This is a genomic window from Avibacterium avium, from assembly GCF_900454535.1.
Classification (GTDB): Bacteria; Pseudomonadota; Gammaproteobacteria; order Enterobacterales; family Pasteurellaceae; genus Avibacterium; species Avibacterium avium.
The window spans coordinates 696295-720241 of sequence record NZ_UGSP01000001.1 but is presented as its reverse complement, the minus strand read 5'-3'; the positions used below and the strand labels follow the sequence as shown (position 1 = coordinate 720241).

The 23947-nt window shown below is 39.3% G+C and carries 26 protein-coding genes and 2 pseudogenes; 11 read left to right on the top strand and 17 right to left on the bottom strand.

All coding sequences use genetic code 11. The features are described from left to right. Positions 1–309 precede the first annotated feature (309 nt). Complete coding sequence (locus tag DYC50_RS03530) at positions 310–576, top strand: DUF5339 domain-containing protein (RefSeq protein ID WP_228516154.1); 267 nt, start codon at positions 310–312, stop codon at positions 574–576. A gap of 80 nt (positions 577–656) precedes the next feature. Here the strand turns inward: DYC50_RS03530 and hpt are convergent, their stop codons facing one another. Next, a complete protein-coding gene (gene hpt, locus DYC50_RS03525) occupies positions 657–1199 on the bottom strand; it encodes a hypoxanthine phosphoribosyltransferase (RefSeq protein WP_115249017.1) in 543 nt (180 codons plus the stop codon). 244 nt (positions 1200–1443) lie between these two features. Continuing rightward, entirely contained in the window at positions 1444–2793 is a 1350-nt protein-coding gene (gene pmbA, locus DYC50_RS03520) for a metalloprotease PmbA (RefSeq protein WP_115249016.1), read from the bottom strand. Between the two features lie 118 nt (positions 2794–2911). On the opposite strand from pmbA, the gene yjgA reads away from it, so the two are divergent. Then, the gene (gene yjgA / locus DYC50_RS03515) at positions 2912–3445 is read left to right on the top strand and encodes a ribosome biogenesis factor YjgA (protein WP_115249015.1); all 534 of its coding nucleotides are present in this window, start codon (positions 2912–2914) and stop codon (positions 3443–3445) included. Between the two features lie 72 nt (positions 3446–3517). Here yjgA and DYC50_RS03510 read toward each other — a convergent pair whose 3' ends face one another. Together DYC50_RS03510 and DYC50_RS03505 are read right to left on the bottom strand one after the other, a co-directional pair. Continuing rightward, positions 3518–3748, bottom strand: coding sequence for a hypothetical protein (locus DYC50_RS03510; RefSeq protein WP_115249014.1), 231 nt, complete (start codon positions 3746–3748; stop codon positions 3518–3520). 69 nt (positions 3749–3817) lie between these two features. Next, positions 3818–4476: pseudogene (locus tag DYC50_RS03505) on the bottom strand (IS1595 family transposase). Between the two features lie 128 nt (positions 4477–4604). On the opposite strand from DYC50_RS03505, the gene DYC50_RS03500 reads away from it, so the two are divergent. The 3 genes from DYC50_RS03500 to arsB are packed head-to-tail and all read left to right on the top strand — an operon-like array spanning position 4605 to position 6405. Next, a complete protein-coding gene (locus DYC50_RS03500; protein ID WP_034293588.1) occupies positions 4605–4928 on the top strand; it encodes an ArsR/SmtB family transcription factor in 324 nt (107 codons plus the stop codon). 51 nt (positions 4929–4979) lie between these two features. After that, on the top strand, positions 4980–5390 hold the full coding sequence (arsC, locus tag DYC50_RS03495; protein ID WP_065233444.1) for an arsenate reductase (glutaredoxin): 411 nt from the start codon (positions 4980–4982) through the stop codon (positions 5388–5390). 1 nt (position 5391) lies between these two features. Next, entirely contained in the window at positions 5392–6405 is a 1014-nt protein-coding gene (gene arsB, locus DYC50_RS03490) for an ACR3 family arsenite efflux transporter (protein ID WP_065233445.1), read from the top strand. An 85-nt stretch (positions 6406–6490) separates the two neighbouring features. Here arsB and DYC50_RS03485 read toward each other — a convergent pair whose 3' ends face one another. Continuing rightward, entirely contained in the window at positions 6491–7105 is a 615-nt protein-coding gene (locus tag DYC50_RS03485; protein WP_039096602.1) for a cation efflux transmembrane domain-containing protein, read from the bottom strand. 69 nt (positions 7106–7174) lie between these two features. Between DYC50_RS03485 and DYC50_RS03480 the strand changes: the two genes are divergently transcribed. The 5 genes and pseudogenes from DYC50_RS03480 (at position 7175) to DYC50_RS03455 (ending at position 11543) form a co-directional block, all read left to right on the top strand. Continuing rightward, on the top strand, positions 7175–7573 hold the full coding sequence (locus DYC50_RS03480; RefSeq protein ID WP_013746097.1) for a MerR family transcriptional regulator: 399 nt from the start codon (positions 7175–7177) through the stop codon (positions 7571–7573). 147 nt (positions 7574–7720) lie between these two features. Continuing rightward, the gene (locus tag DYC50_RS03475; protein WP_103853729.1) at positions 7721–8371 is read left to right on the top strand and encodes an IS1595 family transposase; all 651 of its coding nucleotides are present in this window, start codon (positions 7721–7723) and stop codon (positions 8369–8371) included. Positions 8372–8548: 177 nt separating this feature from the next. Further along, entirely contained in the window at positions 8549–9004 is a 456-nt protein-coding gene (locus DYC50_RS03465) for a DUF411 domain-containing protein (RefSeq protein ID WP_077421763.1), read from the top strand. A 12-nt stretch (positions 9005–9016) separates the two neighbouring features. Continuing rightward, positions 9017–10564: a multicopper oxidase family protein gene (locus DYC50_RS03460; protein ID WP_115249013.1), complete on the top strand. Its 1548-nt coding sequence runs from the start codon at positions 9017–9019 to the stop codon at positions 10562–10564. Positions 10565–10890: 326 nt separating this feature from the next. Beyond that, a pseudogene (locus tag DYC50_RS03455) lies at positions 10891–11543 on the top strand (IS1595 family transposase). On the opposite strand, the gene DYC50_RS03450 reads toward DYC50_RS03455, so the two are convergent. The 12 genes from DYC50_RS03450 to pstS all read right to left on the bottom strand — a co-directional run bounded on the left by DYC50_RS03450 (position 11511) and on the right by pstS (position 23073). After that, positions 11511–11879 (bottom strand): hypothetical protein, encoded by a 369-nt coding sequence (locus DYC50_RS03450; protein WP_174888163.1) that lies wholly within the window; start codon positions 11877–11879, stop codon positions 11511–11513. The pseudogene DYC50_RS03455 and the gene DYC50_RS03450 overlap by 33 nt on opposite strands. Before the next feature lie 116 nt (positions 11880–11995). Next, complete coding sequence (hflC, locus tag DYC50_RS03445; protein WP_115249012.1) at positions 11996–12880, bottom strand: protease modulator HflC; 885 nt, start codon at positions 12878–12880, stop codon at positions 11996–11998. Beyond that, positions 12880–14103: an FtsH protease activity modulator HflK gene (gene hflK, locus DYC50_RS03440; protein ID WP_172459063.1), complete on the bottom strand. Its 1224-nt coding sequence runs from the start codon at positions 14101–14103 to the stop codon at positions 12880–12882. Before hflK ends, hflC begins: the two co-directional genes overlap by 1 nt. A gap of 96 nt (positions 14104–14199) precedes the next feature. Then, positions 14200–14934, bottom strand: a complete 735-nt coding sequence (locus DYC50_RS03435; protein WP_115249010.1) for a 4'-phosphopantetheinyl transferase family protein — start codon at positions 14932–14934, stop codon at positions 14200–14202. Positions 14935–14964: 30 nt separating this feature from the next. Then, positions 14965–15228 carry a DUF5339 family protein gene (locus DYC50_RS03430; RefSeq protein ID WP_103853734.1) on the bottom strand — a complete coding sequence of 88 codons (264 nt, stop codon included), beginning with the start codon at positions 15226–15228 and terminating at the stop codon, positions 14965–14967. A gap of 73 nt (positions 15229–15301) precedes the next feature. Beyond that, on the bottom strand, positions 15302–17182 hold the full coding sequence (gene htpG / locus DYC50_RS03425) for a molecular chaperone HtpG (RefSeq protein WP_115249009.1): 1881 nt from the start codon (positions 17180–17182) through the stop codon (positions 15302–15304). Positions 17183–17336: 154 nt separating this feature from the next. After that, a complete protein-coding gene (gene phoR / locus DYC50_RS03420; protein ID WP_115249008.1) occupies positions 17337–18635 on the bottom strand; it encodes a phosphate regulon sensor histidine kinase PhoR in 1299 nt (432 codons plus the stop codon). Next, positions 18619–19332: a phosphate regulon transcriptional regulator PhoB gene (phoB, locus tag DYC50_RS03415; RefSeq protein WP_115249007.1), complete on the bottom strand. Its 714-nt coding sequence runs from the start codon at positions 19330–19332 to the stop codon at positions 18619–18621. Before phoB ends, phoR begins: the two co-directional genes overlap by 17 nt. Before the next feature lie 45 nt (positions 19333–19377). Next, complete coding sequence (gene pstB, locus DYC50_RS03410) at positions 19378–20145, bottom strand: phosphate ABC transporter ATP-binding protein PstB (protein ID WP_115249006.1); 768 nt, start codon at positions 20143–20145, stop codon at positions 19378–19380. A gap of 9 nt (positions 20146–20154) precedes the next feature. Further along, the gene (gene pstA / locus DYC50_RS03405; protein ID WP_115250146.1) at positions 20155–21006 is read right to left on the bottom strand and encodes a phosphate ABC transporter permease PstA; all 852 of its coding nucleotides are present in this window, start codon (positions 21004–21006) and stop codon (positions 20155–20157) included. A 2-nt stretch (positions 21007–21008) separates the two neighbouring features. Then, entirely contained in the window at positions 21009–21959 is a 951-nt protein-coding gene (pstC, locus tag DYC50_RS03400) for a phosphate ABC transporter permease subunit PstC (protein ID WP_115250145.1), read from the bottom strand. Between the two features lie 85 nt (positions 21960–22044). Next, complete coding sequence (pstS, locus tag DYC50_RS03395) at positions 22045–23073, bottom strand: phosphate ABC transporter substrate-binding protein PstS (protein ID WP_245934881.1); 1029 nt, start codon at positions 23071–23073, stop codon at positions 22045–22047. Positions 23074–23796: 723 nt separating this feature from the next. Between pstS and DYC50_RS10795 the strand changes: the two genes are divergently transcribed. After that, positions 23797–23943, top strand: coding sequence for an IS3 family transposase (locus DYC50_RS10795; protein ID WP_115249004.1), 147 nt, complete (start codon positions 23797–23799; stop codon positions 23941–23943). Positions 23944–23947 lie beyond the last annotated feature (4 nt).

The window sequence follows — 23947 nt, the reverse complement described above, 5'->3', positions numbered from 1 at the left end:
ACCGATCACATTTTTACATTTCAACTCCAAATAACTAGGCTATTTAAGTCAAAGCAGGAATTATAAATTTTCCCAACATTTTTACAACATCAATTATAACAAAGTTAAAAATATAGACTAAAAAAACGGCAAATAACTAGACTTCAGCGGATTTTTTTGATAAGTTTCTCTCGTTTATTTTTATTCATTAACCTATTACAATTTTCTTTATCCATAACAGATTGATTTATAAATGGATTTAAAATTTTTTAAAATAAAAGGAGTCTCAGCAAAATGCTCAAGAAAAAGACCGCTCTTTTGGCAACCATAATGGCCTGTACATTTGTTACCTTCTCTACGGCAAATGCAGCACAACAAAATGCCATTCCTCAACAATGTCAGAAACTGTTTAAAGAAACAGAAAAACTGATCTCTCAGGCTGAGAAGCAACCTGGAACACATACTCAATTAAATAAAATCAAAAGTAAGCTAAAACAAAGTAAAAAACAGATTTTAGAAATGGAGCTTGCTACCCAGATTAAAAGTTGCGATGTTGCACTAGCTAAACTTACTTCTATTCAGCAAGATAACGATTAGAATCAATACCTTAAGGGAAAATAAAAAGAAAGGCTTGTTAAACACAAGCCTTTCTTTTATCTCCACTATCTCTACAAAAATTACGCTTCTTGTAAAACCACTTTTCCAATGTAACCCAAATTACGATAACGCTGTGCGTAATCAATGCCGTAGCCCACCACGAATTCATCAGGAATTGTGAAACCTACCCAATCCACTGGCACTTCCACTTCACGGCGCGAAGGTTTATCCAATAAAGTACAAATACGCAATGAGGCTGGCTCACGCAGTTTTAGCATTTCACGCACTTTTTGCAAGGTGTAACCGGTGTCAATAATATCTTCCACAATGAGAACCTGTTCATTACGAATATCGCCATCAAGATCCTTGCTAATTTTCACATCGTGATTTGTCGTCATTCCGCTGCCATAGCTTGTGGTGGTCATAAATTCCACTTCCACCGGTAAATCAATTTCACGCACCAGATCTGCCATAAACATAAATGAACCACGCAACAAGCCAACCACAATCAGCTTTTCTACCTTTTGATGATGATAATATTGCGTAATCTCACGGCCTAACTCGTGAATTCTTGCATGCACATCTTGTTCCGAAATCATCACATCTACATAGTGTTTTTTCATTATTAATTTACCTTTAAGCCCGCCAATGGCGAAATGATTGAGTTAAAAACGGTGAAATTGTAGCAAAAAAAAGGCCGAGATATAAGTCTCAGCCTTTTAAATACCCTAACGAATTTACTTTCTACTCTACTTGTTTGGAGCATCTTAAAAATGAATCATCATTTTCAACAACAATACTTAACAAACGCCTTCATTCTAGCAAACTAAAAAGCATTGTCAATAAGAATAATTCTCATTTATAAAATTAATTTCCTGATACCTTCATTTTTTCTAACAAGATTGAACCAGTTTGAATGTTAGAGCGGTGTTCAACATCGTCCGCCACGGCGACAATTTGCTTAAACATTTCGGGAAGTGATCCTGCTATGGTAATTTCAGCCACTGGATATTGGATTTGCCCATTTTCCACCCAAAATCCTGCTGCTCCACGGGAATAATCACCAGTAACGAGATTGACGCCTTGCCCCATGAGATCCGTAACTAGCAAGCCCGTCCCCATTTTTTCTAAAAGTGCGGTCAATCCCCCTTGCAAATTTGGTTTCACTAACCAATTATGAATGCCACCCGCGTGGCCCGTGCTTTGCATACCCAGTTTTCGCCCACTATAACTGGTTAATAAGTAAGTTTGCAAAATGCCTTGCTCAATAATTTCCATATCACGAGTTCGCACACCTTCACTATCAAAAGGTGAAGAAGCCAATTTCCCTATTAAATGTGGGCGTTCACTAATGTGAAACCAATCTGGCAAAATTTGCTTGCCTAAGGCATCTAATAAAAAGCTCGCTTTACGGTATAAACTGCCGCCACTAATCGCTGCGGTCAAATGACTGATCAACCCTGTTGCCACATCATTTAAAAACACTACAGGCACTTCTTGGGTTGCAATTTTTTGTGGATTTAAACGTGATAAGGCTTTTTTCGCCGCATTTTCGCCCACCCAAGCTGGATTTTCTAACTTATCCGGATAACGCGAAATAGTATATTCATAATCACGCTCAAGCTGATCATTTTCTCCCACAATCATCGAACAAGAAAGAGAATAACGGCTAGACAAATAGCTCTGCAACATTCCATAGCTGTTGCCATAAACTCGCACGCCAGTATGAGAATTAAAAGCAGCCCCTTCACTATTCACAATACGCTCATCATAATCCAACGCCACTTTTTCTGCATTCAATGCTAACGTTGCCGCCCGATCCACATCAATTTCAGTGGGGTGATAAAGGGATAAATCTGGCGCATCAAACGCCATTAAATCGCGATCAGCCAAGCCTGCGCAATCATCAGGCGACGTATATTTCGCAATGGCAAGAGCGGCTTCCACCGCATTTTTGATCGCCACAGGGCTTAAATCAGAAGTGGACGCATTGCCTTTTTGTTGGCCTAAATAAACCGAAATACCTAATGCTCCATCATTATTAAATTCCACATTTTCAATTTCTTGCAAACGAGTGGAAACAGAAAGTCCATTCACTTTGGTCACGGCAACTTCTGCGCTTGCTCCCGCTTTTGTTGCAATATCAATGGCATAACTCACAGCCTCACGCAATTCTTGTTCTTGCTGTTTTAAAAGTGCGGTAGGATTTTGTTGCATTTTTTAACCTCTTATCAAAATTTGCCGTATTCTATCCCATTTTCCCTTATCTCGCTAATTTAGCCGAAATTATGCTACACTAACGCCTATTTAGCGCATTTAGATTTAGGAAAACCTTATGGCAAAACGTAGAAAAGAACAATTTGATTGGGAAGATGAAGAACAAGAAGAAATTATTTGGGTAAGCAAAAGTGAAATAAAACGTGATGCGGAAGCCTTAAAACAGCTTGGTGAAAAATTGGTAAATCTAACCAAAACCAACTTAGAAAAAATTCCATTGGAAGAAAATATTCTTGATGCCATCGCGCTCGCTCAACGCTTACAAAAAGAAGCAAAACGCCGCCAGCTACAATATATTGGCAAACTGCTGCGTCAAGTAGATGCTGAGCCAATTCAAGAGGCCTTGGATAAAATCGAGAATAAACACAATCACCAACAAGCGCTGTTGCATAAATTAGAATTACTGCGTGATGAACTTATCGCCAAAGGGGACGAAGCATTAAGCAATGTACTGAATGACTACCCCTATGCTGATCGCCAACATCTGCGCAACCTAATCCGCGCAGCGCAAAAAGAAAAAGCACAAAACAAACCACCAAAAGCCTATCGTGAGATTTTTCAATATTTGAAAGAATTAGCGATTGAGGAATAATTTGTCCCCACATATCCCAATAAAAATGGCACGCTTAACGTGCCATTTTTTGCTGAAAACGCTGATTTTAGCCTATTCATCTAATAACCGCTTCCAAATTTCAACTGTTTCAGGTTTTGGTGTACCTTTCTCCATTCCTAATTGAATAGCAATATGTTGCAACTGCTTTGCAAGCGCTGGCTGTCCACATAAATTAAGGCTTACGATAATACGAGAGATTTTTTTATCTTCGTGTCCAATATGTCTAATCCAATAATCTCGATTCTTTATTTCCTCGCTAATTTTGAGTTTACTATTTTCCAAATATAATTCCCAATAACGGATGATATGTTTAAACGTTGTTAAAAATTTAGGAGCTGTAGTAGATTAGCCCTAAATTTCACACCATTTTCGCAATATTTTTAACTGCTCTTTTGGTGTCCCAAAGTTAAACCGAAATTCACATTCCTTCAAGAATAAAGGAAAGTTTTTTCGGTTAATTCCATTATATTTTCGCAGTATCCGCTTCGCCTGATTCCAAAAATTATCAATGCCATTAATATGATTTTGTTTCACCGCAAATAGCTCGGAATGATTGATTCGTTCGTGGTGAAATTCACTCATATCAAGCGCATCATAACTGCGATAAGTGTCCGTATAAACCCAGCTATCAGGCTTGATTTTTCTTTTAATAACAGGGAGTAATGTTTCACTCTTGGTGTTTTCAACCACAACAGTAAATACCTTTCCTTGTCGTTTTAGTCACCCAAAAACAGCAACTTTTCCAGCCGCTCCTCGTCCTCGTTTTCCCTTTCGATGACCACCAAAATAGCTTTCGTCTAGTTCAATTTCCCCCCCCCCCCAAAAATCTCGTTAACTTCAAGGGATAAATGATAGCCAATCACAAGCCTGATTTTATGGTAGAACAAAGCGGCTGTATTCGGTTGAATATCTAGCAAATTTGCTGCTGTTCTTGCAGTAACTTCTGCGACAAAAAACTCAAGCAGTTTTTTCTGTATGGATTTCTCTAATTTACAATATGTTATCTTCATTTTTGTAGTATAGCATTGTTGCTAATCTACTACAGCCCCTAAATTTTCAGGCTACCTGAACACACAAACATCATTTCAATACCTATTGAAATGAAAAACACACCCTGCTATACTAACCGCCTATGAATATGAACACCGAACACGCCAGCAAACTGTTTGAAAGTCTTGCTTCGCCCACACGCCTTGCCATTTTCCAAGCTCTGACCGCCGAAGGGGGGCGTGGTATGGTGGCGGGCGATTTGGCAAAACAGCTCAATCTTGCCCCCAATAATCTGTCGTTTCACTTAAAAACTTTGGCAAACGCCAACCTTGTTTACAGTGAACAGCAGGGAAAATTTGTCCGTTATTTCGCCAATTTGGCGATGATGAACGGCTTGATTGAGTTTTTATTGCATCGCTGTTGTGAAAACGCAAGCGGTGGCGATTGCGAAAAATTTTGCCAATCGTGTTAGCAAATTTTTTTGCCCATTCATTTCAATAACTCTTGAAGTAAGGAACATACTATGCACCCAATCAGCATTTATCACAATCCCAAATGTGGTACTTCTCGCAACACGCTGGCTTTGATTCGCCATTTGGGCATTGAGCCGACCATTATTCATTATCTGGACACCCCGCCCGATGAACGCACACTACGCCAACTGATTAAGCAAATGAACATCACGCCCAGAGAGCTTTTGCGAAGTAATGTGCCTGAATATCAACAATTTAATTTGGACAACGAGGTGAGTGACAACGACATCATCAAGGCAATGCTAACCGCCCCCATTTTAATCAACCGCCCGATTGTCATCACCGAAAAAGGCGTGCGTTTGTGCCGTCCAAGCGAAGTGTTTCTGAGCATTTCACCTGTGGTATTACACAGTGATTTTGTCAAAGAAGATGGCGAAATCATCCGCGTACAAGGGGCATAAAATGGGCATTTTTGAACGATTTTTGAGTGTGTGGGTGGGGTTGGCGATTTTGCTTGGCGTGGGGCTGGGTATTTGGTTTACACCTTATTTTCAATGGATTGCCACAATGCAGGTGGCTCAAATCAATTTGCCGATTGCGGTGCTGATTTGGCTGATGATTTATCCGATGATGATACAAATTGACTGGCTTGCCATTAAAAATATCCGCCACAATCCCAAAGGGCTGTGGCTGACTTTAACGGTGAATTGGTTGATTAAGCCTTTTACGATGGCACTTGTTGGCTGGTTGTTTTTTAAGGTGTTTTTTGCTGGCTGGGTAGATGAACAATCGGCAAACGAATACATTGCAGGTATGATTTTGCTTGGGGTTGCACCTTGTACGGCAATGGTTTTTGTTTGGTCTCAACTGGTCAAAGGCGACCCCAATTACACGCTGGTGCAAGTGTCTTTAAATGATGTGATTATGATTTTTGCCTTTGCCCCGATTGCTGGGCTACTTTTGGGTATCAACGACATCACAATCCCGTGGGATACGCTGTTTTTTAGCGTGTTGCTGTATTTGGTGTTGCCTTTGCTTGTGGGAGTTGCCACTCGCAAATCTTTGCAAGATGAACACAAAATTCGCCAATTCAGCCAGCGTTTTAAGCCTTTGTCTATCTTGGGATTGTTATTGACGGTGGTGCTGTTGTTTGCGTTTCAGGCACAAACCATTGTGGATAAGCCGATGATTATCCTGCTGATTGCCATTCCTTTATTGGTGCAGACTTACGGCATTTTTGCCTTGAGTGCGATTTGGGCAAAATGGCTTAAATTGCCCCACGCCATTTCCGCCCCTGCTTGCTTAATCGGCACAAGCAATTTTTTTGAATTGGCGGTGGCGGTGGCGATTGCTTTATTTGGTTTAAATTCAGGGGCGGCATTGGCAACGGTGGTGGGCGTGTTGGTTGAAGTGCCTGTGATGTTGTCGCTGGTGTGGTGGATAAACCGAAAATCGCTGGAAAATAAAGGGGTGTAGGTTTTTCAGGCTGCCTGAAAGTTATTTTGCAAAATTCTCAAACAAAAACACCGCTTGAAAATCAAATTCAAACGGTGTTTATAAATTAACTGACTTTTACTTCCACCCAAGCCCTTTTGATGATTTCTTGACTGGCTTGTAATGCTAAAAATGCCAAAATAAACGCCACAATTAAATCCGGATATTTTGATTGAAAAAAATAAACTGCTATGCCAGCCAAAATCACTGCCACATTACCAATCGCATCATTGCGAGAACATACCCATACACTTCGGACATTACTGTCGCCATCACGGAATTTTAATAATATCAACAATGCCGACACATTCACCAATAACGCCAAAAATCCCACAATACTCATTTCGCTATAACTGGGAATTTCCCCATAAAACGCACGATAAATGGTTGTAATTAAAATAAATAAGCCAAAAACGCCCATCGTTAGCCCCTTAACCATAGATGCTTTGGCACGGTAACTTAATGCCATTGGCAAAACAATCAAACTTATCAAATAATTGGCACTATCGCCCAAGAAATCCAAGCTGTCCGACAACAGCGAAGTTGAACCCGATTTAATCCCCATTACAATTTCCACAAAGAACATTGATAAATTTAATATCAAGACAATCCACAAGGCTTTTTTGTACTTGGGTGATTGATGAATGGGCTGATTTGAACTGCAACAACTTTGGCACGCCATAACAAACTCCGAAAGATGATTGAAATTTGCTATAATATAAACTCCGTAGTTATTACAGAGTCAAGTACAATGTCAAAAATTTTTCAAATTAAACAAGCCAGTGAACAAACAGGCGTGCATTTAGAAACCATTCGTTATTATGAAAAACAAGGCTTAATCAAGCCAACTTTTCAAGCTAATGGCTACCGAGTTTTTGATGAAAATCAGCTAGAACAATTACGCTTTATTAAAACTTGTCGCAATATCGGTTTTTCTTTAAATGACATTCAGGTCTTATTGACATTTCAAACAACTCCCAATCATCAATGTGATGATGTTGATGAATTAACCCAAAAACATTTATCACATATCAACGAACAAATTAAGCAATTACAAGAAGTTAAATCATTTTTGGAACAAATTATTGGTTGTCAAAATAAAGAAATTGAAAATTGTCAAATCATTAAAAGTATTAAAGATAAAGGATAATGTTTTTCAGGCAGCCTGAAAGTTCATTTTTGCAAAATTTCCACACAAAAACACCGCTTGAATTGCTCCAAACGGTGTTTTAAACAAATATTTAAGGGGCTGTACTAGATAACTAGGGAAATCTAATTTCAGGTTAGAATAATCCCTATGAGAAGAAGTCGTTTAAGTCAGTACAAGCAAAACAAACTGATTGAACTGTTTATTGCGGGTGTTAGTGCTCGCACTGCAGCTCAATTAGTCGGCGTTAATAAAAACACTGCTGCCTATTATTTTCATCGTTTACGTTTACTGATTTTCCATAACAGCCCGCATCTGGAAATGTTTGATGGCGAAGTAGAGGTTGATGAAAGCTATTTTGGCGGACAGCGCAAAGGCAAACGCGGTCGCGGGGCAGCCGGCAAAGTGGCTGTATTCGGGCTTCTGAAGCGCAACGGCAAGGTTTACACCGTTGCTGTGCCCAATACGCAAACTGCCACTTTATTGCTGATAATACGTGAGCAGGTAAAGCCTGACAGTATTGTTTATACTGATTGTTACAAAAGCTATGATGTACTTGATGTGAGTGAGTTTAGCTACTTTCGCATCAATCACAGCACACATTTTGCTGAACGACAAAATCATATTAACGGAATTGAGAACTTTTGGAATCAGGCAAAACGCCACTTACGGAAGTTTAACGGCATTCCCAAAGAGCATTTTGAACTGTATTTGAAGGAATGTGAATGGCGTTTTAACCACAGTGAAATAAAAGTTCAAATTTCCATTTTAGAACATTTAGTAAAGCAGAATTTATTCTAGTTATCTAGTACAGCCCCAAAAATAATAGTGGATGGTACGTTGGCATATCTCTACTACAAGCAGTAGGATTTTGAGAAAAATTTTCAAATGATAGAATTTTTTCAGATTACTTGACCTTAACCCTAGGTCAAGCTTTAACATTGCGCCATTCCATCTCAATAAAAATAAGGACATCTTATGAAATTACATAAATTCACCCGCTCATTGTTGCTTTTAAGTTTAGGGATAACCGCTTGTGCTCAAGCACAAACACTTTCTATGGAAGTGTGGAAAAGCCCGACTTGTGGCTGTTGTAATGAATGGATCAGCTATATGCAGAAAAACGGTTTTGAGATTAAAGTCAACGAAACAGGCAATTATGATGCTCATAAGCGCTTTAACATTAAAAATGAACACGCCTCTTGCCACACGGCAGTGATTGATGGCTATGTGATTGAAGGACATGTACCTGCTGAGGATATCAAACGTTTACTCGCAGAAAAACCCGATGCAGTTGGCTTGTCCGCACCTGGCATGCCGATTGGTTCACCAGGTATGGACGGTGAAGCATACGGCGGACGCAAAGATCCTTATGATGTTGTTTTAATTAAGAAAAACGGTGAAAGTGAAGTGTTCAAATCCTATAACCAATAGGGGGGTGAAAGAATGAAACGTCGAGATTTTTTACGTTATGGAATTGGAATTAGCTTAGCCAGTAGCTCGCTTTATAGCCTTGCGAATATGATGAACCACGCACAACATGGCAATATGGCGATGATGCATTCAGTACCTACTGGCCTAATGCCAACTGAGGCAATGCCTTCAGGTTTATCGCTTAATGGGATATTGCCAAAACTTGCTAATCAATCGACTCAAGCAGGGCTATTCAAAGCCACTTTAAAAGCAGAGCCAATTAAAATTCGCCTCGCAGACAATAAAGAAACGGAATTTTGGGCTTATAACGGACAACTACCAGGGCCACAAATTGAAGTATTTGAAGGCGACACCGTAGAAATTGAATTTATCAATCACCTACCACAACCCTCAACAGTACATTGGCACGGCTTAGATGTACCAAATGAGGCGGATGGTAACCCGATGGATATGGTTGAACCGCAAGGGAAAAAAGTCTATCGCTTTACGCTACCTCAAGGCAGTGCTGGGACATATTGGTACCACCCTCATCCACATGACCATGTTTCCGAACAAGTCTATAAAGGCTTAGCAGGCACTTTCGTTGTTAAAGCGAAAAATGATCCGCTTGCACACCTTCCTGAACAACATTGGGTGATTTCCGATCTGCGTTTAAATGCCGATGGCACCATTCCAGCAAACACGATGTTAGATTGGATGAACGGCCGTGAGGGTGAATTTGTGTTAATCAACGGTCAATATCAGCCCCAGATTCAAGTGAAAACGAATGAACGAATCCGTCTTTGGAATGCCACTAGCGCTCGTTATTTTCGTTTAAACATTCCAGGGGTGAAATGGATTGTGGTGGGTACCGAAGGTGGTTTACTTGAAAAACCTCGCTCGCCTGTTGATGAACTGCTACTTACACCAGCCGAACGCGTTGAAGTGATTATGGTGGGTGAAACGCAAGGAACAGTCAATTTACAAAGCGGTTATTATGATCGCCGTAAGATGATGGTGCAAGAACAGCCTAAAGATATCACTTTAGCCACAATTCAGGTGAAATCAGAACCTGTTCAGTTACCTGAAAGCTTAAGGTCCTTGCCTAACTGGGATGAGCCAAAGCAGGTTCGCCAAATTCGCTTTAGTGAAAAAATGATGAACCATACGAATATGCCAATGATGAATCACGGTACACATCACGCTACTACAACACCAACGGACAACCCTATTTCACCAATGATGAATGGTATGTTCTTAATCAACGGTCAAACCTTTGATATGAACCGTATTGATTTTGTTACCAAATTGAATGAAGTGGAACAGTGGGAAATCTTCAATGAAAGCCATATGGATCATCCATTCCATTTACACGGCACTCAATTTGAAGTAATTCAACATACGTTAAACGGTAAAACCTTTAAGCCAGAAGGCAGAGCGTTAAAAGATGTGGTTAATTTACGCCCTTATGAAAAAGTGATTATTCGCTTTAAGCAAGGACATACTGGGTTGAAAATGTACCATTGCCATATTTTAGAACATGAAAATCTCGGTATGATGGGGATGTTTAAAGTGGAATAGTGGTATCTAACTATAAAAATAGAGGGATTTTCGTGAAAATTTGTAAATTGCGAAAATCCCACTGCTTTTCATTATTTATTCCAACGATTTAACAACGCAACAAGTGAAAGCATCACAGGCACTTCAACCAATACACCGATAACAGTGGCTACATATGAACTTATTTAATAACCCATCTGGTAATTCACTTTCCGGTTATATAGATAATATTTTATGGTCTTGATGCTTTAATAAAAGTGAGTATTTTCTTCTCTTGGTTTTTTATGATTTATTTTTACAAAATTTAAAGGGCTGTAGTAGATTAGCAACAATGCTATACTACAAAAATGAAGATAACATATTGTAAATTAAAGAAATCCATACAAAAAAACTGCTTGAGTTTTTTGTCGCAGAAGTTACTGCAAGAACGGCAGCAAATTTGCTAGATATTCAACCGAATACAGCCGCTTTGTTCTACCATAAAATCAGGCTTGTGATTGGCTATCATTTATCCCTTGAAGTTAACGAGATTTTTGAGGGGGAAATTGAACTAGACGAAAGCTATTTTGGTGGTCATCGAAAGGGAAAACGAGGACGAGGAGCGGCTGGAAAAGTTGCTGTTTTTGGGTGACTAAAACGACAAGGAAAGGTATTTACTGTTGTGGTTGAAAACACCAAGAGTGAAACATTACTCCCTGTTATTAAAAGAAAAATCAAGCCTGATAGCTGGGTTTATACGGACACTTATCGCAGTTATGATGCGCTTGATGTGAGTGAATTTCACCACGAACGAATCAATCATTCCGAGCTATTTGCGGTGAAACAAAATCATATTAATGGCATTGAAAATTTTTGGAATCAGGCGAAGCGGGTACTGCGAAAATATAATGGAATTAACCGAAAAAACTTTCCTTTATTCTTGAAGGAATGTGAATTTCGGTTTAACTTTGGGACACCAAAAGAGCAGTTAAAAATATTGCGAAAATGGTGTGAAATTTAGGGCTAATCTACTACAGCCCCAATATTTAAGCTGTTTTTCTGCGAGTTTGAGTAATAGAGATTGCTGTTCATTTAAAACGGGGAGGGCGAACCCAGCTGAACGTTCTTTCCAGTAATAGGTATAAGGCTTGTTATCGTTGTTACATTCTAAATCATCAAAATGTAAGCAAAGTGCTTGTTGCGTTCTCTGAATACTACGTAAATCACGATTAAAGCCTAAATCTTTCAGTTTTTCGTGAATCGTTTTTGCCTCTATGCTCGCTGGCAGCCTAGGAATAATCCTTAAAATTTCTATCTGCAAAAGCGTAGCATCAATATCTTTTGGTCGAGTTGTCATAATTTTATAATTTCCTCTAGCTTCAATTATAAAATTATAGCAAAAGCAAGTGAATATTTTGTGAGAATAGTGAGGAGTTTAGGGCTAATCTAATATAGATATAGCCCTTATATATTTTACTTCGGCGCTTGCATAAAGCGGAAGAAGTCGCTGTCTGGTTTGAGAATCAGCATATTGTTTGATTCTGCAAAGCTTTTTTCATAGGCTTTCATACTACGCACAAAGCTGTAAAACTCAGGTTCTTGTGCAAAGGCATCGGCGTAGAGTTTGGCGGCGGCGGCATCACCGTTACCACGTAATTCTTGTGCCGTTTTATTGGCGGTGGCCAGAATTACTGTAACTTTACGATCCACATCGGCTTGAATAAATGCGGCTTTTTCTTTACCTTGTGAACGATGTTCACGGGCCACTGCATCACGCTCTGCACGCATACGTTGATAGATTGATGAAGACACTTCATCAGGGAGATTGATTTGTTTTACTCGCACATCAACCACTTCAATCCCTAATTCTGAGGTGCTATCTTGCCCTGTATTCAAGGCTTTGCGTGCGCCAACCATTAATTCGCCACGTGTCCCTGACACAATGTCTTTAATGGTGCGTGAACCCACTTCAGAGCGTAAACGGTCATTCACTTTACGGCGTAATAAGTTGGACGCTTGAGTATAATCGCCGCCACCTGTTGCGGTGAAGAAACGGCCAAAATCACTGATTCGCCATTTCACATAAGAATCCACTAAAAGATCTTTTTTCTCAACAGTAACAAAGCGATCTGGCGCGCCATCAAGGGTGCGAATACGCGCATCTAACACTTTCATTGAGTCAATAAATGGGATTTTAAGGTGCAAACCCGGCTCATACACCACCACTTTATTGTCAGAATCACGATGAACTTTGCCGAAACGCAACATAATGCCGCGCGTGCCTTCATCTACAATCACAAGGCTAGAATAAATCACCGCGAGCAATACCAGTAAAACAGGGGTTAAAATCTTACGCATTAGTTAAATCTCCCTTGGCGATTTTCAGATGATTGTTGATAGCTCTCACTGTTGGAAAAAGAGTGAGTTTCAGAATAAATTTCCTGATTTTTCACCGCACTTTGTGAATTTGATGAGTTAGGTGCGGTGCTTTTTTGGCTATTTTTTTGCGATAAAATTTTATCGAGCGGCAGTACACTTAAATTATTGCCGTTGCTATCAAGCAATACTTTTGGCGTGTTTGCCATCACTTTTTCCATCGTTTGAATATATAAGCGATCACGCAATAATTGCGGCGCGGCTTTAAATTCAGGCAATAAGCGTTGGAAACGTTCCACTTCCCCTTGCGCATTTAACACCACTTGATCTTTATAGGCCGTGGCTTCTTCAATAATGCGTTGTGCATTACCACGCGCGATTGGCTCTTGCTCGCGAGCATAGGCTTCCGCTTCACGAATATAGCGTTGCTCATCTTCTTGTGCTTTGATCGCATCATCAAAGGCGGCTTTCACTTCTTCTGGCGGGCGCGCAGATTGGAAGTTCACATCAAGCACTTCTAGCCCCATATCATAAGGCTGAATAATGCTATTCAAGGCTTTCCAAGTGTCTTCACGCACGATGGAACGCCCTGTGGTTAAAATGTCGTCCATTGACATATGTCCAATCACATAACGCAACGCACTGTCGGTAGCTTGGTTTAAGCTGTCATCGGCATTGGTTACACTGAATAAATATTTTGCTGGATCACTCACGCGATATTGCACGGTCATTTCCACTTTCACCATATTTTCATCGCGAGTAAGCATTGCCCCTTGGGTTTTTAGCTCTTTCACTTGTTCCACATTAACAGGGATCACTTTATCTACGAAAGTCGGTTTCCAGTTCAAACCCGGTTGTACGATTTTTTCCAGCTCACCAAAACGCAACACCACGCCACGTTCCGCTTCTTTCACGGTATAAAAACCGCTCACGCCCCAAACAATCGCACCAATCACCGCGGCAACAGGTAATAATTTACCTAAGCCGAATGACAAGCCTTTGCCGCCACCATTATGGTTGCCACCATTTTGGCCACCACCGAGTTTTTTCAATAAATTACTAAAGACTTCTTCAAGATCAGGTGGGGATTGTTCCTGCTTATTGCGCTTATCCCATTGGTTATTTTGATCGGATTTGTTATCCGATTGATTTGGGTTGCTCCCTGGTTTTCCCCAAGGATCTTGATCTGAACCATTAAAGGACATTCTTTTCTCCATTTGTCAAAAAATTGTTACAAGTCTAAACAAAATAATAAGTGAAGTCTAGGGCGGATTGCCCGCTTTCCCTTGCCTTTTAAGTCGTCAAAAATCCGTTAAAGTGCGGTTCACTTTATAGCAAATTTTTTGCCTTAATTCAGTGGGAATTAAGCCTTCATCATTCCAATAAAAATAATGTGCTGTTGTAAAGGGTTCATTAGCAAAAACGGCCAAATAAAAGGGCAATTCTTGCGTAAATATGGCTTCCCCTTGCGGGCAATAAGCAGAAAATAATTGCAGGTTCTCTGCTTGGTGATCTACTTCCGATAATTTCACAATGCCTACACCTTGTGATTTCAACAGCGCTTCACGCAAACACCAAATACGATAAAAGGCTGTTTTTTTGTCGGGCTGCTTGGTAAACCATTGTTGTTCTTGTTCAGGGGCGAAATGGCCAAGCAAGGCAGCATAATCCCGTTGTTTTTGCGGAAATTCGATGTCAATTCCCACCGCACTTTGGTTTTCATTTTTTTCATCAACCTTGAGTATCACTGCCACCCAATCGCCTGAATGGCTGATATTAAAATCAATATTCGGCGTAGGAAAATAAGGGCGCTGGCTTTGGCTATATGCGATTTGCGATAAAAGTGCGGTGGAAATTTGTGCTGTTTTTAATAATTCCCATAGCAAAAAATGCGCCACCCAACGGCAACGATAACGTTGCAACAAACGTGGTTGTTCAGGCGGTGCTTGACGTAATTTATAGCTTAATAATTCTGTGGGAATTTGGCTAAAAGGATAAGCCTGTTGAATATTTCCCCACGCAATAAAAATGCTCATTGACGCTCCTTGTTACGCAGGGAAAGAAAATTAATGTTGAAAACGTGCCAAACGCGCACGGCAGAATTGTTCTTGTTTCTCAGCAGAGAGTTTTGTAAATTCTTTGCGATATTGCGCAAAATCCTGTTGCAATGCCTGCAAGGTTTCCGCTGGTAAGGTGGAAGTGGCAACATTCTCATCTAAAATATTGAAATAGGTTTGGCAGCTGTTAGCTAATTTAGCCGATTGAGTAACATTCAGCACTGAACTACAAGCAGATAACAATAAGCTGATAACGACAATAAATTTTTTCATACCATTCCTTTTTATAAGTCAAAAAATAAGCGTTGCCTAGTTTTAGACAACGCTCCTATTCTAACCTAATTTATTAAGATAACAACTCATTTACACGTTTAATGAATGCGGTTGGATTTTCCAGCGATCCGCGCTCCGCAAACATTGCTTGTTCAAGCAGTAATTCCACCCAATTTGCAAAGGCTGCATCGTCTGTCATCTCCGCCACTTTTTTCACTAACGAATGGTCTGGATTTAGCTCAAAGGTATATTTCACTTCTGGCACTAGCTGCCCACTCATTGCAAACAATTTCGCCATTTGTGTGGTCATTTGATCGTTATCCGTTGAAACCACCGCTGGGGTATCCGTTAAACGATGGGTTAAACGCACTGCTTTCACGCGATCCCCCAATAAAGTTTTCACGCGTTCAACGAAAGCACCAAAGGCTTCATCTTGTGCCTTTTGTTCTTCCTGTTCTTGATCCGCTAAATCGCCTAAATCAAGATCGGATTTGGTGATTGGCTGCAATGGCTTGCCATCAAATTCGGTGAGATAACTTACCATCCATTCATCAATACGATCAGAAAGCAACAACACTTCAATGCCTTTCTTATTAAACAGCTCCAAGTGCGGGCTATTTTTCGCCGCAATATAGCTATCTGCCGTGATGTAATAAATGGCTTTTTGCCCTTCTTTCATTCGCGAAACATAATCTTGCAAGGAAACGGTTTGCTCGCTGCTATCATTATGCGTTGAAGCAAAACGATATAAACGGGCAATTTGCTCGCGGTTAGCTACATCTTCCGCCACGCCTTCTTTTAACACCAAGCCAAATTCTTTCCAAAATTGTAAATATTGCTCTGGATTGTCTTTCGCTAATTTTTCTAACATTTGTAATGAACGCTTGGTAAGCGATTTGCGCAAGGCGGCGGTTACTTTGTTATCTTGCAAAATTTCACGAGAAACATTGAGCGGTAAATCATTGCTATCAATTAAACCACGCATAAAACGCAGATAATTCGGCATAAATTGTTCCGCATCGTCCATAATAAACACACGTTGCACATAGAGCTTCAAACCTTGTTTGTGATCACGGTTAAAGAGATCCCAAGGGGCTTTAGACGGCACATAAAGCAAGCTGGTATATTCTTGATTTCCTTCTACTTTATTGTGCGCCCATAAAAGCGGATCGGCAAAATCGTGGCTTAAATGTTTGTAAAATTCTTTATATTCTTCATCAGAGATTTCGCCTTTTGAGCGTGTCCACAAGGCTTGGGCTTTGTTGATCTTTTCCCATTTCACGCCGGTTTCTTTGCCTTCATCATCATATTCTTTGCTTAGAATTTCAACTGGCAAGCCAATATGATCGGAATATTTGCTGATGATTTCACGCAAACGCCACGCGTTGGTAAATCCTTTATCCTCTTCACGCAAATGCAAGGTGATTTCTGTACCACGATCTTTTTTCTCAATATCGGCTACGGTATATTCACCATCGCCATTAGATTCCCACAACACGCCTTGATCGGCTGGCACACCTGCTGCACGGGTTTTCACGGTAACTTTATCCGCCACAATAAAGGCAGAATAAAAACCGACACCAAATTGCCCGATAAGCTGGCTGTCTTTCGCTTGCTCCGCCCCAAGTGCGGTCAAAAATTCTTTTGTTCCTGATTTCGCAATCGTCCCTAAATGATCGATCACCTGCTCACGCGTCATTCCAATTCCGTTATCGCTAATGGTGATTGTGCCTTTTTCTTCATCAAAACTAATGCGCACTTTTAAATCGCCATCACCTTCATATAATTCAGGTGCAGAAAGTGCCTTAAAACGCAGCTTGTCCGCTGCATCAGAGGCATTTGAGATTAGCTCACGCAGAAAGATTTCTTTATTCGAGTAAAGTGAGTGGATCATTAATTGAAGTAATTGTTTAACTTCAGATTGAAATCCACGAGTTTCTTGATTTTTGTTCATTACATTTCCCTCTTTAAAATTTTAAATCTATATAAGAGCAAAAGCCTTAATTTCAACAGAACAAGTTTTTAGTTGATGATAATTTAGACAAAAAAATCAGAAAAAAACACTGTACTTTCTATTCATTGAAGGATTAACGATAGATAAAGTGCGGTTAGTTTTTGGGGAGTTTTGTCATAGCGGGATCATCAAGCAAATATTTCTTATTAATTAAAAAAGAAAAGGTGCTGCCCTGCCCTTCTTGGCTTGTGATATCTAAATGGGTGTGGTGTTGTTCGAGGATATGTTTAACAATGGCTAGGCCTAATCCACTGCCGCCCGTTTGGTTATTACGCGATTCATCAACGCGGTAGAAGCGTTCGGTTAGATGGGGGAGATGTTTTTCTGCAATGCCGATACCATTGTCTGATACGCTAAATATTGCGCCGTCTTCACAAGGTTGCCAGCGGATGTGAATTTGTGCATTTTTCCCTGCGTGCCGAATGGCATTATAGATTAAATTTGAAACTGCACTTTGTAGCTGATTTTCATCACCCAGAATTGTTAAATTAGGTGCAATATCAAATAGTAATCGCTGAGAATTGGCATTCAGTATAAAGGTGTTTTTTTGTAATGAATGAATGATTTCGGATAAATTAACGGGGTAATGTTCATTATTAGAATGTTCAATTTTTGCCAGAAGACTTAATTGATCAAGCAAGTGCGACATTCTTTGGCTTTGTTCTTGCATCGCTTGGATTGCTTTATTATATAAGGCATCGGCTGGTTGAGTTTCCGCTAATAATTCTAAATACCCCTTTAATACAGTAAGTGGCGTACGCAATTCGTGGTTTACATTAGATAAAAAAGTTTGTCTAGTATGAAGAAGTCGAATTAATTGTGTTACATCGCGCACAATTAAAAGTATGTTGTTACTGTCATAAATATTAGCGCTAATTTCAATATAACGCTGGTCTTCTGTTAATAAAACCAAAGGGTGTTGGGACGCGGAATAATTGAAATAATCTTTAAACTCAGGATAAAAAATAATGCTAAAAATATTTTTGTGTGCTTTTTTGTGCCAATAGAAAGAAAATATTTCTTGTGCTGCGCTGTTACACCAAAGGATTTCCCCCTCTTTTTGACAGATGATAATGCCCTCTGGGAAATATTGAATATGTTTATTCAATTTTGAGAGCAACCTTAAGGTTTTTATTTTTTCTTTCCGATTTTTTCGCCGCCAATAATCTTGTGTTGGAAGAATATATTCTAAAATTGTTTTTCTTTTTTTTGATTCAAGCTGGGGATATAAAAGGCTAAGCAGTTTAAATTCATTATTATGATGCCAAATCAAGGCGATAATTAAACAAATAATTAACCAGAAATAAAAATCTTTGGCAAATAAACTGAAAAAGAAAGCGGTTGCAATCAGTAAAATCGTTTCTAATAAAATATGTTTAGCAGAAAGTTTCATTTTCGTTCATTGCTCCAAAATGATTGGAAAAACGATAACCGCTACCTCGCACGGTTTGTATATAACGTTCAAAACCGTAAGGTTCTAAGCATTTACGCAATCTTCGAATATAAACATCTACGGTTCTGTCTTCCACATAAATATCATTTCCCCAAATAAAATCAAGTAACTGCGCGCGGCTATATACTTTCTCAGGGTGCTGCATAAAAAAATGGAGCAATTTAAATTCAGTGGAACTTAGATTAATTTGGTTTTGTTGGTAGGTAACACGTTTGGCATTTTGATCAAGAATTAATCCGTCTATATTCAATATATTAGGGATTTGTTCATAGGTTCTACGCAGTAGCGCATCAATGCGGGCAAGTAATACTTTTGGTGAAAATGGCTTACTCACATAATCATCGGCCCCTGCGTTCAAACAGGCAATGCAATCTTCTTCCGCACTGCGCGCGGTGAGCATAATAATTGGAATACTACCAAATTGTGGCGTTTTTTTCAGGTAATGAATAAATTGAATACCTGAACGTCCAGGTAGCATCCAATCTAATAAAATTAATTTAGGATTTTCTGCTATTTTTTTCACCGCACTTTGATAATCACAGGCCTCAATAATGGCATATCCCTGCTGTTCAAGAAATAATTTAATCATTTCTCGAATAGCTTGTTCATCTTCAACGACTAAAATCCTTGTTGTCATTGCCATCTCCATAATATAAAAATGCGCAAATTCACTAAGCTGAGCCTAACCCATTCTACCATGAATATAGTCTTCTGTTCTTTTATCTTTTGGATGTTCAAAAATCATTTTAGTTTCACCAAATTCCACCAATTCACCTAAATACATATAGGCCGTATAATCAGAACAGCGTGCAGCTTGCTGCATATTATGGGTAACAATCGCAAGTGTATAATCTTGTTTTAATTCAAAAATAAGCTCTTCAATTTTCATTGTAGAAATAGGATCAAGTGCAGAACAAGGTTCATCTAGCAATAGTACATCAGGTTTAATGGCAATGCTTCTTGCAATACATAAACGCTGTTGTTGCCCGCCAGATAAGCTATCGCCATTTTTATTCAATTTATCCTTAACTTCATTCCATAATGCCGCTTTAGTTAATGCCCATTCCACACGATCATTCATTTCTGATTTGCTTAACTTTTCAAATAATTTAATTCCAAAAGCAATATTATCGTAAATAGACATTGGAAAAGGGGTAGGTTTTTGAAATACCATACCAACTTTAGCACGAATAATGGCGATATCAGTTTTTGTTGTGAGTAAATTATCGCCATCTAAATAAATTCCCCCTGTCGCCTTTTGTGTGGGATATAACTCAAACATTCGATTAAATGTTCTCAATAGTGTGGATTTTCCACAACCTGACGGGCCAATAAATGCAGTAACTTTATTGCTTGGTATGCGTAAATTAATATTTTTCAAGGCGTGAAAATCACCGTAATAGAAATTTAAGTTTTTTACTTCAATTTTGCTATTTTTAATGTCAAGCATAACAGTCCCCTATTTTTGTTTATTCGAAAAATAAAAGCGAATAAAAATATTTAAGCTGAGTACAAACACAGTAATTAGGCTTGCTCCAGCCCAAGCTAATTCATTCCAATCTTTAAATGGGCTTGCGGCATATTGATAAATCACAACCGGTAAATTTGCCATCGGCTCGTTCATATTAAATGAGATAAATTGATTGGAAAGGGCGGTGAAAAGTAGTGGTGCAGTTTCCCCTGCAATGCGTGCAACAGCCAATAAAATCCCAGTTAGAATCCCTGATTTTACTGCTTTATAGCAAATCATTGTGATCACTTTCCAACGTGGACAACCCAGTGAAATTGCTGCTTCGCGTAGATTATTCGGAATAAGTACAAGCATATTTTCCGTTGTTCTCACCACAATCGGAATCACAATTACAGCTAATGCCAATGCGCCCGCCCAACCAGAGAAATGATTCACTTGTGCAACATAAATAGAATAAATAAATAATCCAATAATAATTGATGGTGCAGAAAGCAGAATATCATTTAAAAAACGGGTCATTGTGGCTAATTTACTAAATCTGCCATATTCAGCTAAATAAGTTCCAGCCAAAACACCGATTGGTGCGCCGATAAATAAGGCAACAATGAGCATTTGTGTCGAGCCAATAATGGCGTTAAGCAATCCTCCTTTTTCACCAGGCCCCGGCGTTTTTTCTAAAAACAATTCAAATGAAAATGCAGGAATCCCTTTTATGATTAAGGTGATAATGATCCAAGATAACCAAAATAACCCAAAAATCACCGCCAGTATTGCAACACCGATCATTAAATTATTGATACATTTTCGCTGTTTAAAACGCGCGGTCATCTCATTATTCATCATTAGCGTTTTCCTTCTTTTAAGGTCATACGAGCAATTAAAATGCGAGATAAAGCCAGTACCAAAGTAGTAATTAAGAATAAGATCAATCCTAATTCCATTAATGAAGATTTTTGTAGGCCTGCCGCTTCATTAAATTCATTAGCAATTGCTGAGGCGATGGAAGTACTTGGTGAAAAAATAGAACTTGGCAAATGGAAGGAATTTCCTATTACGAATGTAATCGCCATCGTTTCCCCCAATGCTCGCCCAAGCCCCAGCATAATTCCCCCTATCACCCCTGTTTTGGTGTAGGGTAATACAATGTGCCAAACCACTTCCCAAGTGGTTGCACCTAGTCCATACGCGGATTCTTTTAGCATAGGTGGAACAACAGAGAATACTTCACGCATAATTGATGCAATAAATGGGATAATCATAATGGCAAGCACTAATCCTGCGGTGAATAATCCAACGCCAAAGGGCGCGCCAGAAAATAATGCGCCAAGGTAAGGAATATCCCCAAGGGTATCAATCAAATGCGGTTGAATATAGGTTTGAAATAATGGCACAAACACAAACAGCCCCCACATTCCATAGATAATGGAAGGAATGGCCGCCAACATTTCCACGGCGATGCTAATCGGTTTCTTTAATTTCTCTGGCGCAAGCTCAATTAAAAAAGTCGCAATCCCAAAAGATATTGGCACGGCAATGATTAACGCAAAAAGTGCCGAAATCAACGTCCCTACAATAGGCACAATGGCACCATAAATATCTTGCGTTGGATTCCATTCATCAGTCCATAAAAAGGCAAGGCCAAATTGTTGAATTGAATCCCAGCTGCCATAAATTAACGATAGCAAAATGGAAGCCAGCATAATAAGAACAATAAAGGCAAAAAATCGGGTTAAACTATGAAAAACAAATTCAAAGATTTTTTGTTTACTACATTGAGCATTAAGATTTTTCATACACAAGCCATTCATCTTAGCGCCTAGCGGTTTATTACTCATCGCCCCGCTAAGCGCATAAAATTATTAAAAAATAGACCGCACTTTAATAAACAGTCTTACCCTGTGCATCTTTAATTTCAGATTGCCATTTGGTTTTAATTTGCTGAACAACAGCTTCTGGTAGCGGTACATAATCAAGTTCGCTGGCTGCCTCTTGCCCTTGGCTAAATGCCCAAGCAAAAAAGTCTAACACTCCTTTGGTTGATGCAGGTTTATCCGCCAGTTTATGTAACAAAATAAAACTTGCCGCCGTAATTGGCCAAGAATTTTCGCCTGCTTCATTGGTTAAGATCACGCCCATATTGTCCACTTCATTCCACTTCGCATTCGCTGCCGCTGAAGTAAAGCTTTCTTTTGATGGTGCAACAAATTTCCCTGCTTTATTTTGTAGCGTTACCCAAGCCAAGTTATTTTGTTTGGCATAGGCGTATTCCACATAACTCACTGAATATTTAATTTGACCAACATAGGCGGCAACACCTTCATTGCCTTTACCGCCTTGTCCTACCGGCCATTTTACTGATTTGCCTTCGCCAACTTTTTCTTTCCATTCTGGCGAAACTTTAGATAAATAATTCGTCCAGCCAAATGTCGTTCCTGAACCATCTGAACGATAAATCACAATAATATCTTTATTAGGTAGGGCTAGATTTTCATTCAGCTTGGCAATCGCAGGATCGTTCCATTTTTTTATTTTGCCTAAAAAAATGTCTGCCAATAATTCGCCTGAGAGTTTTAAATCCCCAGCGGAAATCTCAGGCAGATTAATCACGGGAACTGTTCCACCAATGATCGCCGGAAATTGTAAAAGCTGATGTTTTTCAAGAAGCGAGGTTTTCATTGGATCATCTGATGCACCAAAATCAATGGTTTTTGAAATGATTTGTTGCTGTCCGCCACCAGAGCCAATAGATTGATAATTCACTCGGTTGCCTGTTTCTTTTTCATAAAGAGATGCCCACTTCGCATAAATGGGATAAGGAAATGAAGCACCCGCGCCAGTGATTGTTTGGGCTTTTGCCACCGCCAAGAAACTCATTGATATGCCTAATACGGTAAAAATCTTCAGCATAGATTTTTTCATATTGCTCTCTCCATTATTTAACTTGCCAGTTATTTGGCAATGGGAAGTTTAAGAAAACAATATTACAGTTTGATGACAATATTGAATTTATTGCAAAAATTTTTCTCTTAGTCGAATAATAAAAAACAACAAAAAACCACCGCTCTTTTCCCTAAAAAAAGCGATCTGCTCCTCAAAAGTTCGGCACCATACACAAATTGAGAAGCAGATTTTTTTATGGAAGAACATTATTCAACAGAATTTAAACTGTGGGAGATACGTTATTCTCTGGGCAGGGAATAGTTGCGCGAGAAAGGATATTGTCTAAGTGGAAAAACGGTGCTGAAACAAATGTGTCACCTAAACATCCATTCCTGCGTAAAAGCGAAAAAAGCGTATGAATACAGGAAGAACCGATTATCTCGCACCAAATTTAATGGCAAGAAATTTTAAAGCAAAGGTGCTAAACGAGAAATGGAGCACTGATATGACCAAGTTTATTAGTGTAGGGAATGAAAGCGGTATCTTTCGCCGATAATGGATTTGGCGAACCGTGAGATTATTGCCTACTAAATCGGATAGCAACCAAGGTTACCTTTATCAACTGGCTGCGTGGTGTGAAATGTTGATGGTTGAAAAGAGCTTGCCAAAGGCGATTCAAAGCATGAGTCTCAAAGATAATTGCTATGATAATGCGGTGATAGAGAGCTTTTTTAGCATTGTGAAGTCTGCATGCTTTACCCGAATCATTTTTCCAATGTCGTGGATCTGGAAGAGGCGCTGCGCGAATATATTCTCTATTATAATGAATTGCGGATTAAACCCGCATTAAACAGTTTGAGCCCTGTGCAATACAGGGCTCAATATTTAACTTCCTAGGTGT

What these genes read in the sequence shown, in the direction of transcription:
- DYC50_RS03530 (WP_228516154.1), top strand. Translation starts at nt 310, where the DNA reads ATGGCCTGTACATTTGTTACCTTCTCTACGGCAAATGCAGCACAACAA.
- hpt (WP_115249017.1), bottom strand. Translation starts at nt 1,199, where the DNA reads ATGAAAAAACACTATGTAGATGTGATGATTTCGGAACAAGATGTGCAT.
- pmbA (WP_115249016.1), bottom strand. Translation starts at nt 2,793, where the DNA reads ATGCAACAAAATCCTACCGCACTTTTAAAACAGCAAGAACAAGAATTG.
- yjgA (WP_115249015.1), top strand. Translation starts at nt 2,912, where the DNA reads ATGGCAAAACGTAGAAAAGAACAATTTGATTGGGAAGATGAAGAACAA.
- DYC50_RS03500 (WP_034293588.1), top strand. Translation starts at nt 4,605, where the DNA reads ATGAACACCGAACACGCCAGCAAACTGTTTGAAAGTCTTGCTTCGCCC.
- arsC (WP_065233444.1), top strand. Translation starts at nt 4,980, where the DNA reads ATGCACCCAATCAGCATTTATCACAATCCCAAATGTGGTACTTCTCGC.
- arsB (WP_065233445.1), top strand. Translation starts at nt 5,392, where the DNA reads ATGGGCATTTTTGAACGATTTTTGAGTGTGTGGGTGGGGTTGGCGATT.
- DYC50_RS03485 (WP_039096602.1), bottom strand. Translation starts at nt 7,105, where the DNA reads ATGGCGTGCCAAAGTTGTTGCAGTTCAAATCAGCCCATTCATCAATCA.
- DYC50_RS03480 (WP_013746097.1), top strand. Translation starts at nt 7,175, where the DNA reads ATGTCAAAAATTTTTCAAATTAAACAAGCCAGTGAACAAACAGGCGTG.
- DYC50_RS03475 (WP_103853729.1), top strand. Translation starts at nt 7,721, where the DNA reads ATGAGAAGAAGTCGTTTAAGTCAGTACAAGCAAAACAAACTGATTGAA.
- DYC50_RS03465 (WP_077421763.1), top strand. Translation starts at nt 8,549, where the DNA reads ATGAAATTACATAAATTCACCCGCTCATTGTTGCTTTTAAGTTTAGGG.
- DYC50_RS03460 (WP_115249013.1), top strand. Translation starts at nt 9,017, where the DNA reads ATGAAACGTCGAGATTTTTTACGTTATGGAATTGGAATTAGCTTAGCC.
- DYC50_RS03450 (WP_174888163.1), bottom strand. Translation starts at nt 11,879, where the DNA reads ATGACAACTCGACCAAAAGATATTGATGCTACGCTTTTGCAGATAGAA.
- hflC (WP_115249012.1), bottom strand. Translation starts at nt 12,880, where the DNA reads ATGCGTAAGATTTTAACCCCTGTTTTACTGGTATTGCTCGCGGTGATT.
- hflK (WP_172459063.1), bottom strand. Translation starts at nt 14,103, where the DNA reads ATGTCCTTTAATGGTTCAGATCAAGATCCTTGGGGAAAACCAGGGAGC.
- DYC50_RS03435 (WP_115249010.1), bottom strand. Translation starts at nt 14,934, where the DNA reads ATGAGCATTTTTATTGCGTGGGGAAATATTCAACAGGCTTATCCTTTT.
- DYC50_RS03430 (WP_103853734.1), bottom strand. Translation starts at nt 15,228, where the DNA reads ATGAAAAAATTTATTGTCGTTATCAGCTTATTGTTATCTGCTTGTAGT.
- htpG (WP_115249009.1), bottom strand. Translation starts at nt 17,182, where the DNA reads ATGAACAAAAATCAAGAAACTCGTGGATTTCAATCTGAAGTTAAACAA.
- phoR (WP_115249008.1), bottom strand. Translation starts at nt 18,635, where the DNA reads ATGAAACTTTCTGCTAAACATATTTTATTAGAAACGATTTTACTGATT.
- phoB (WP_115249007.1), bottom strand. Translation starts at nt 19,332, where the DNA reads ATGACAACAAGGATTTTAGTCGTTGAAGATGAACAAGCTATTCGAGAA.
- pstB (WP_115249006.1), bottom strand. Translation starts at nt 20,145, where the DNA reads ATGCTTGACATTAAAAATAGCAAAATTGAAGTAAAAAACTTAAATTTC.
- pstA (WP_115250146.1), bottom strand. Translation starts at nt 21,006, where the DNA reads ATGAATAATGAGATGACCGCGCGTTTTAAACAGCGAAAATGTATCAAT.
- pstC (WP_115250145.1), bottom strand. Translation starts at nt 21,959, where the DNA reads ATGAAAAATCTTAATGCTCAATGTAGTAAACAAAAAATCTTTGAATTT.
- pstS (WP_245934881.1), bottom strand. Translation starts at nt 23,073, where the DNA reads ATGCTGAAGATTTTTACCGTATTAGGCATATCAATGAGTTTCTTGGCG.
- DYC50_RS10795 (WP_115249004.1), top strand. Translation starts at nt 23,797, where the DNA reads ATGCTTTACCCGAATCATTTTTCCAATGTCGTGGATCTGGAAGAGGCG.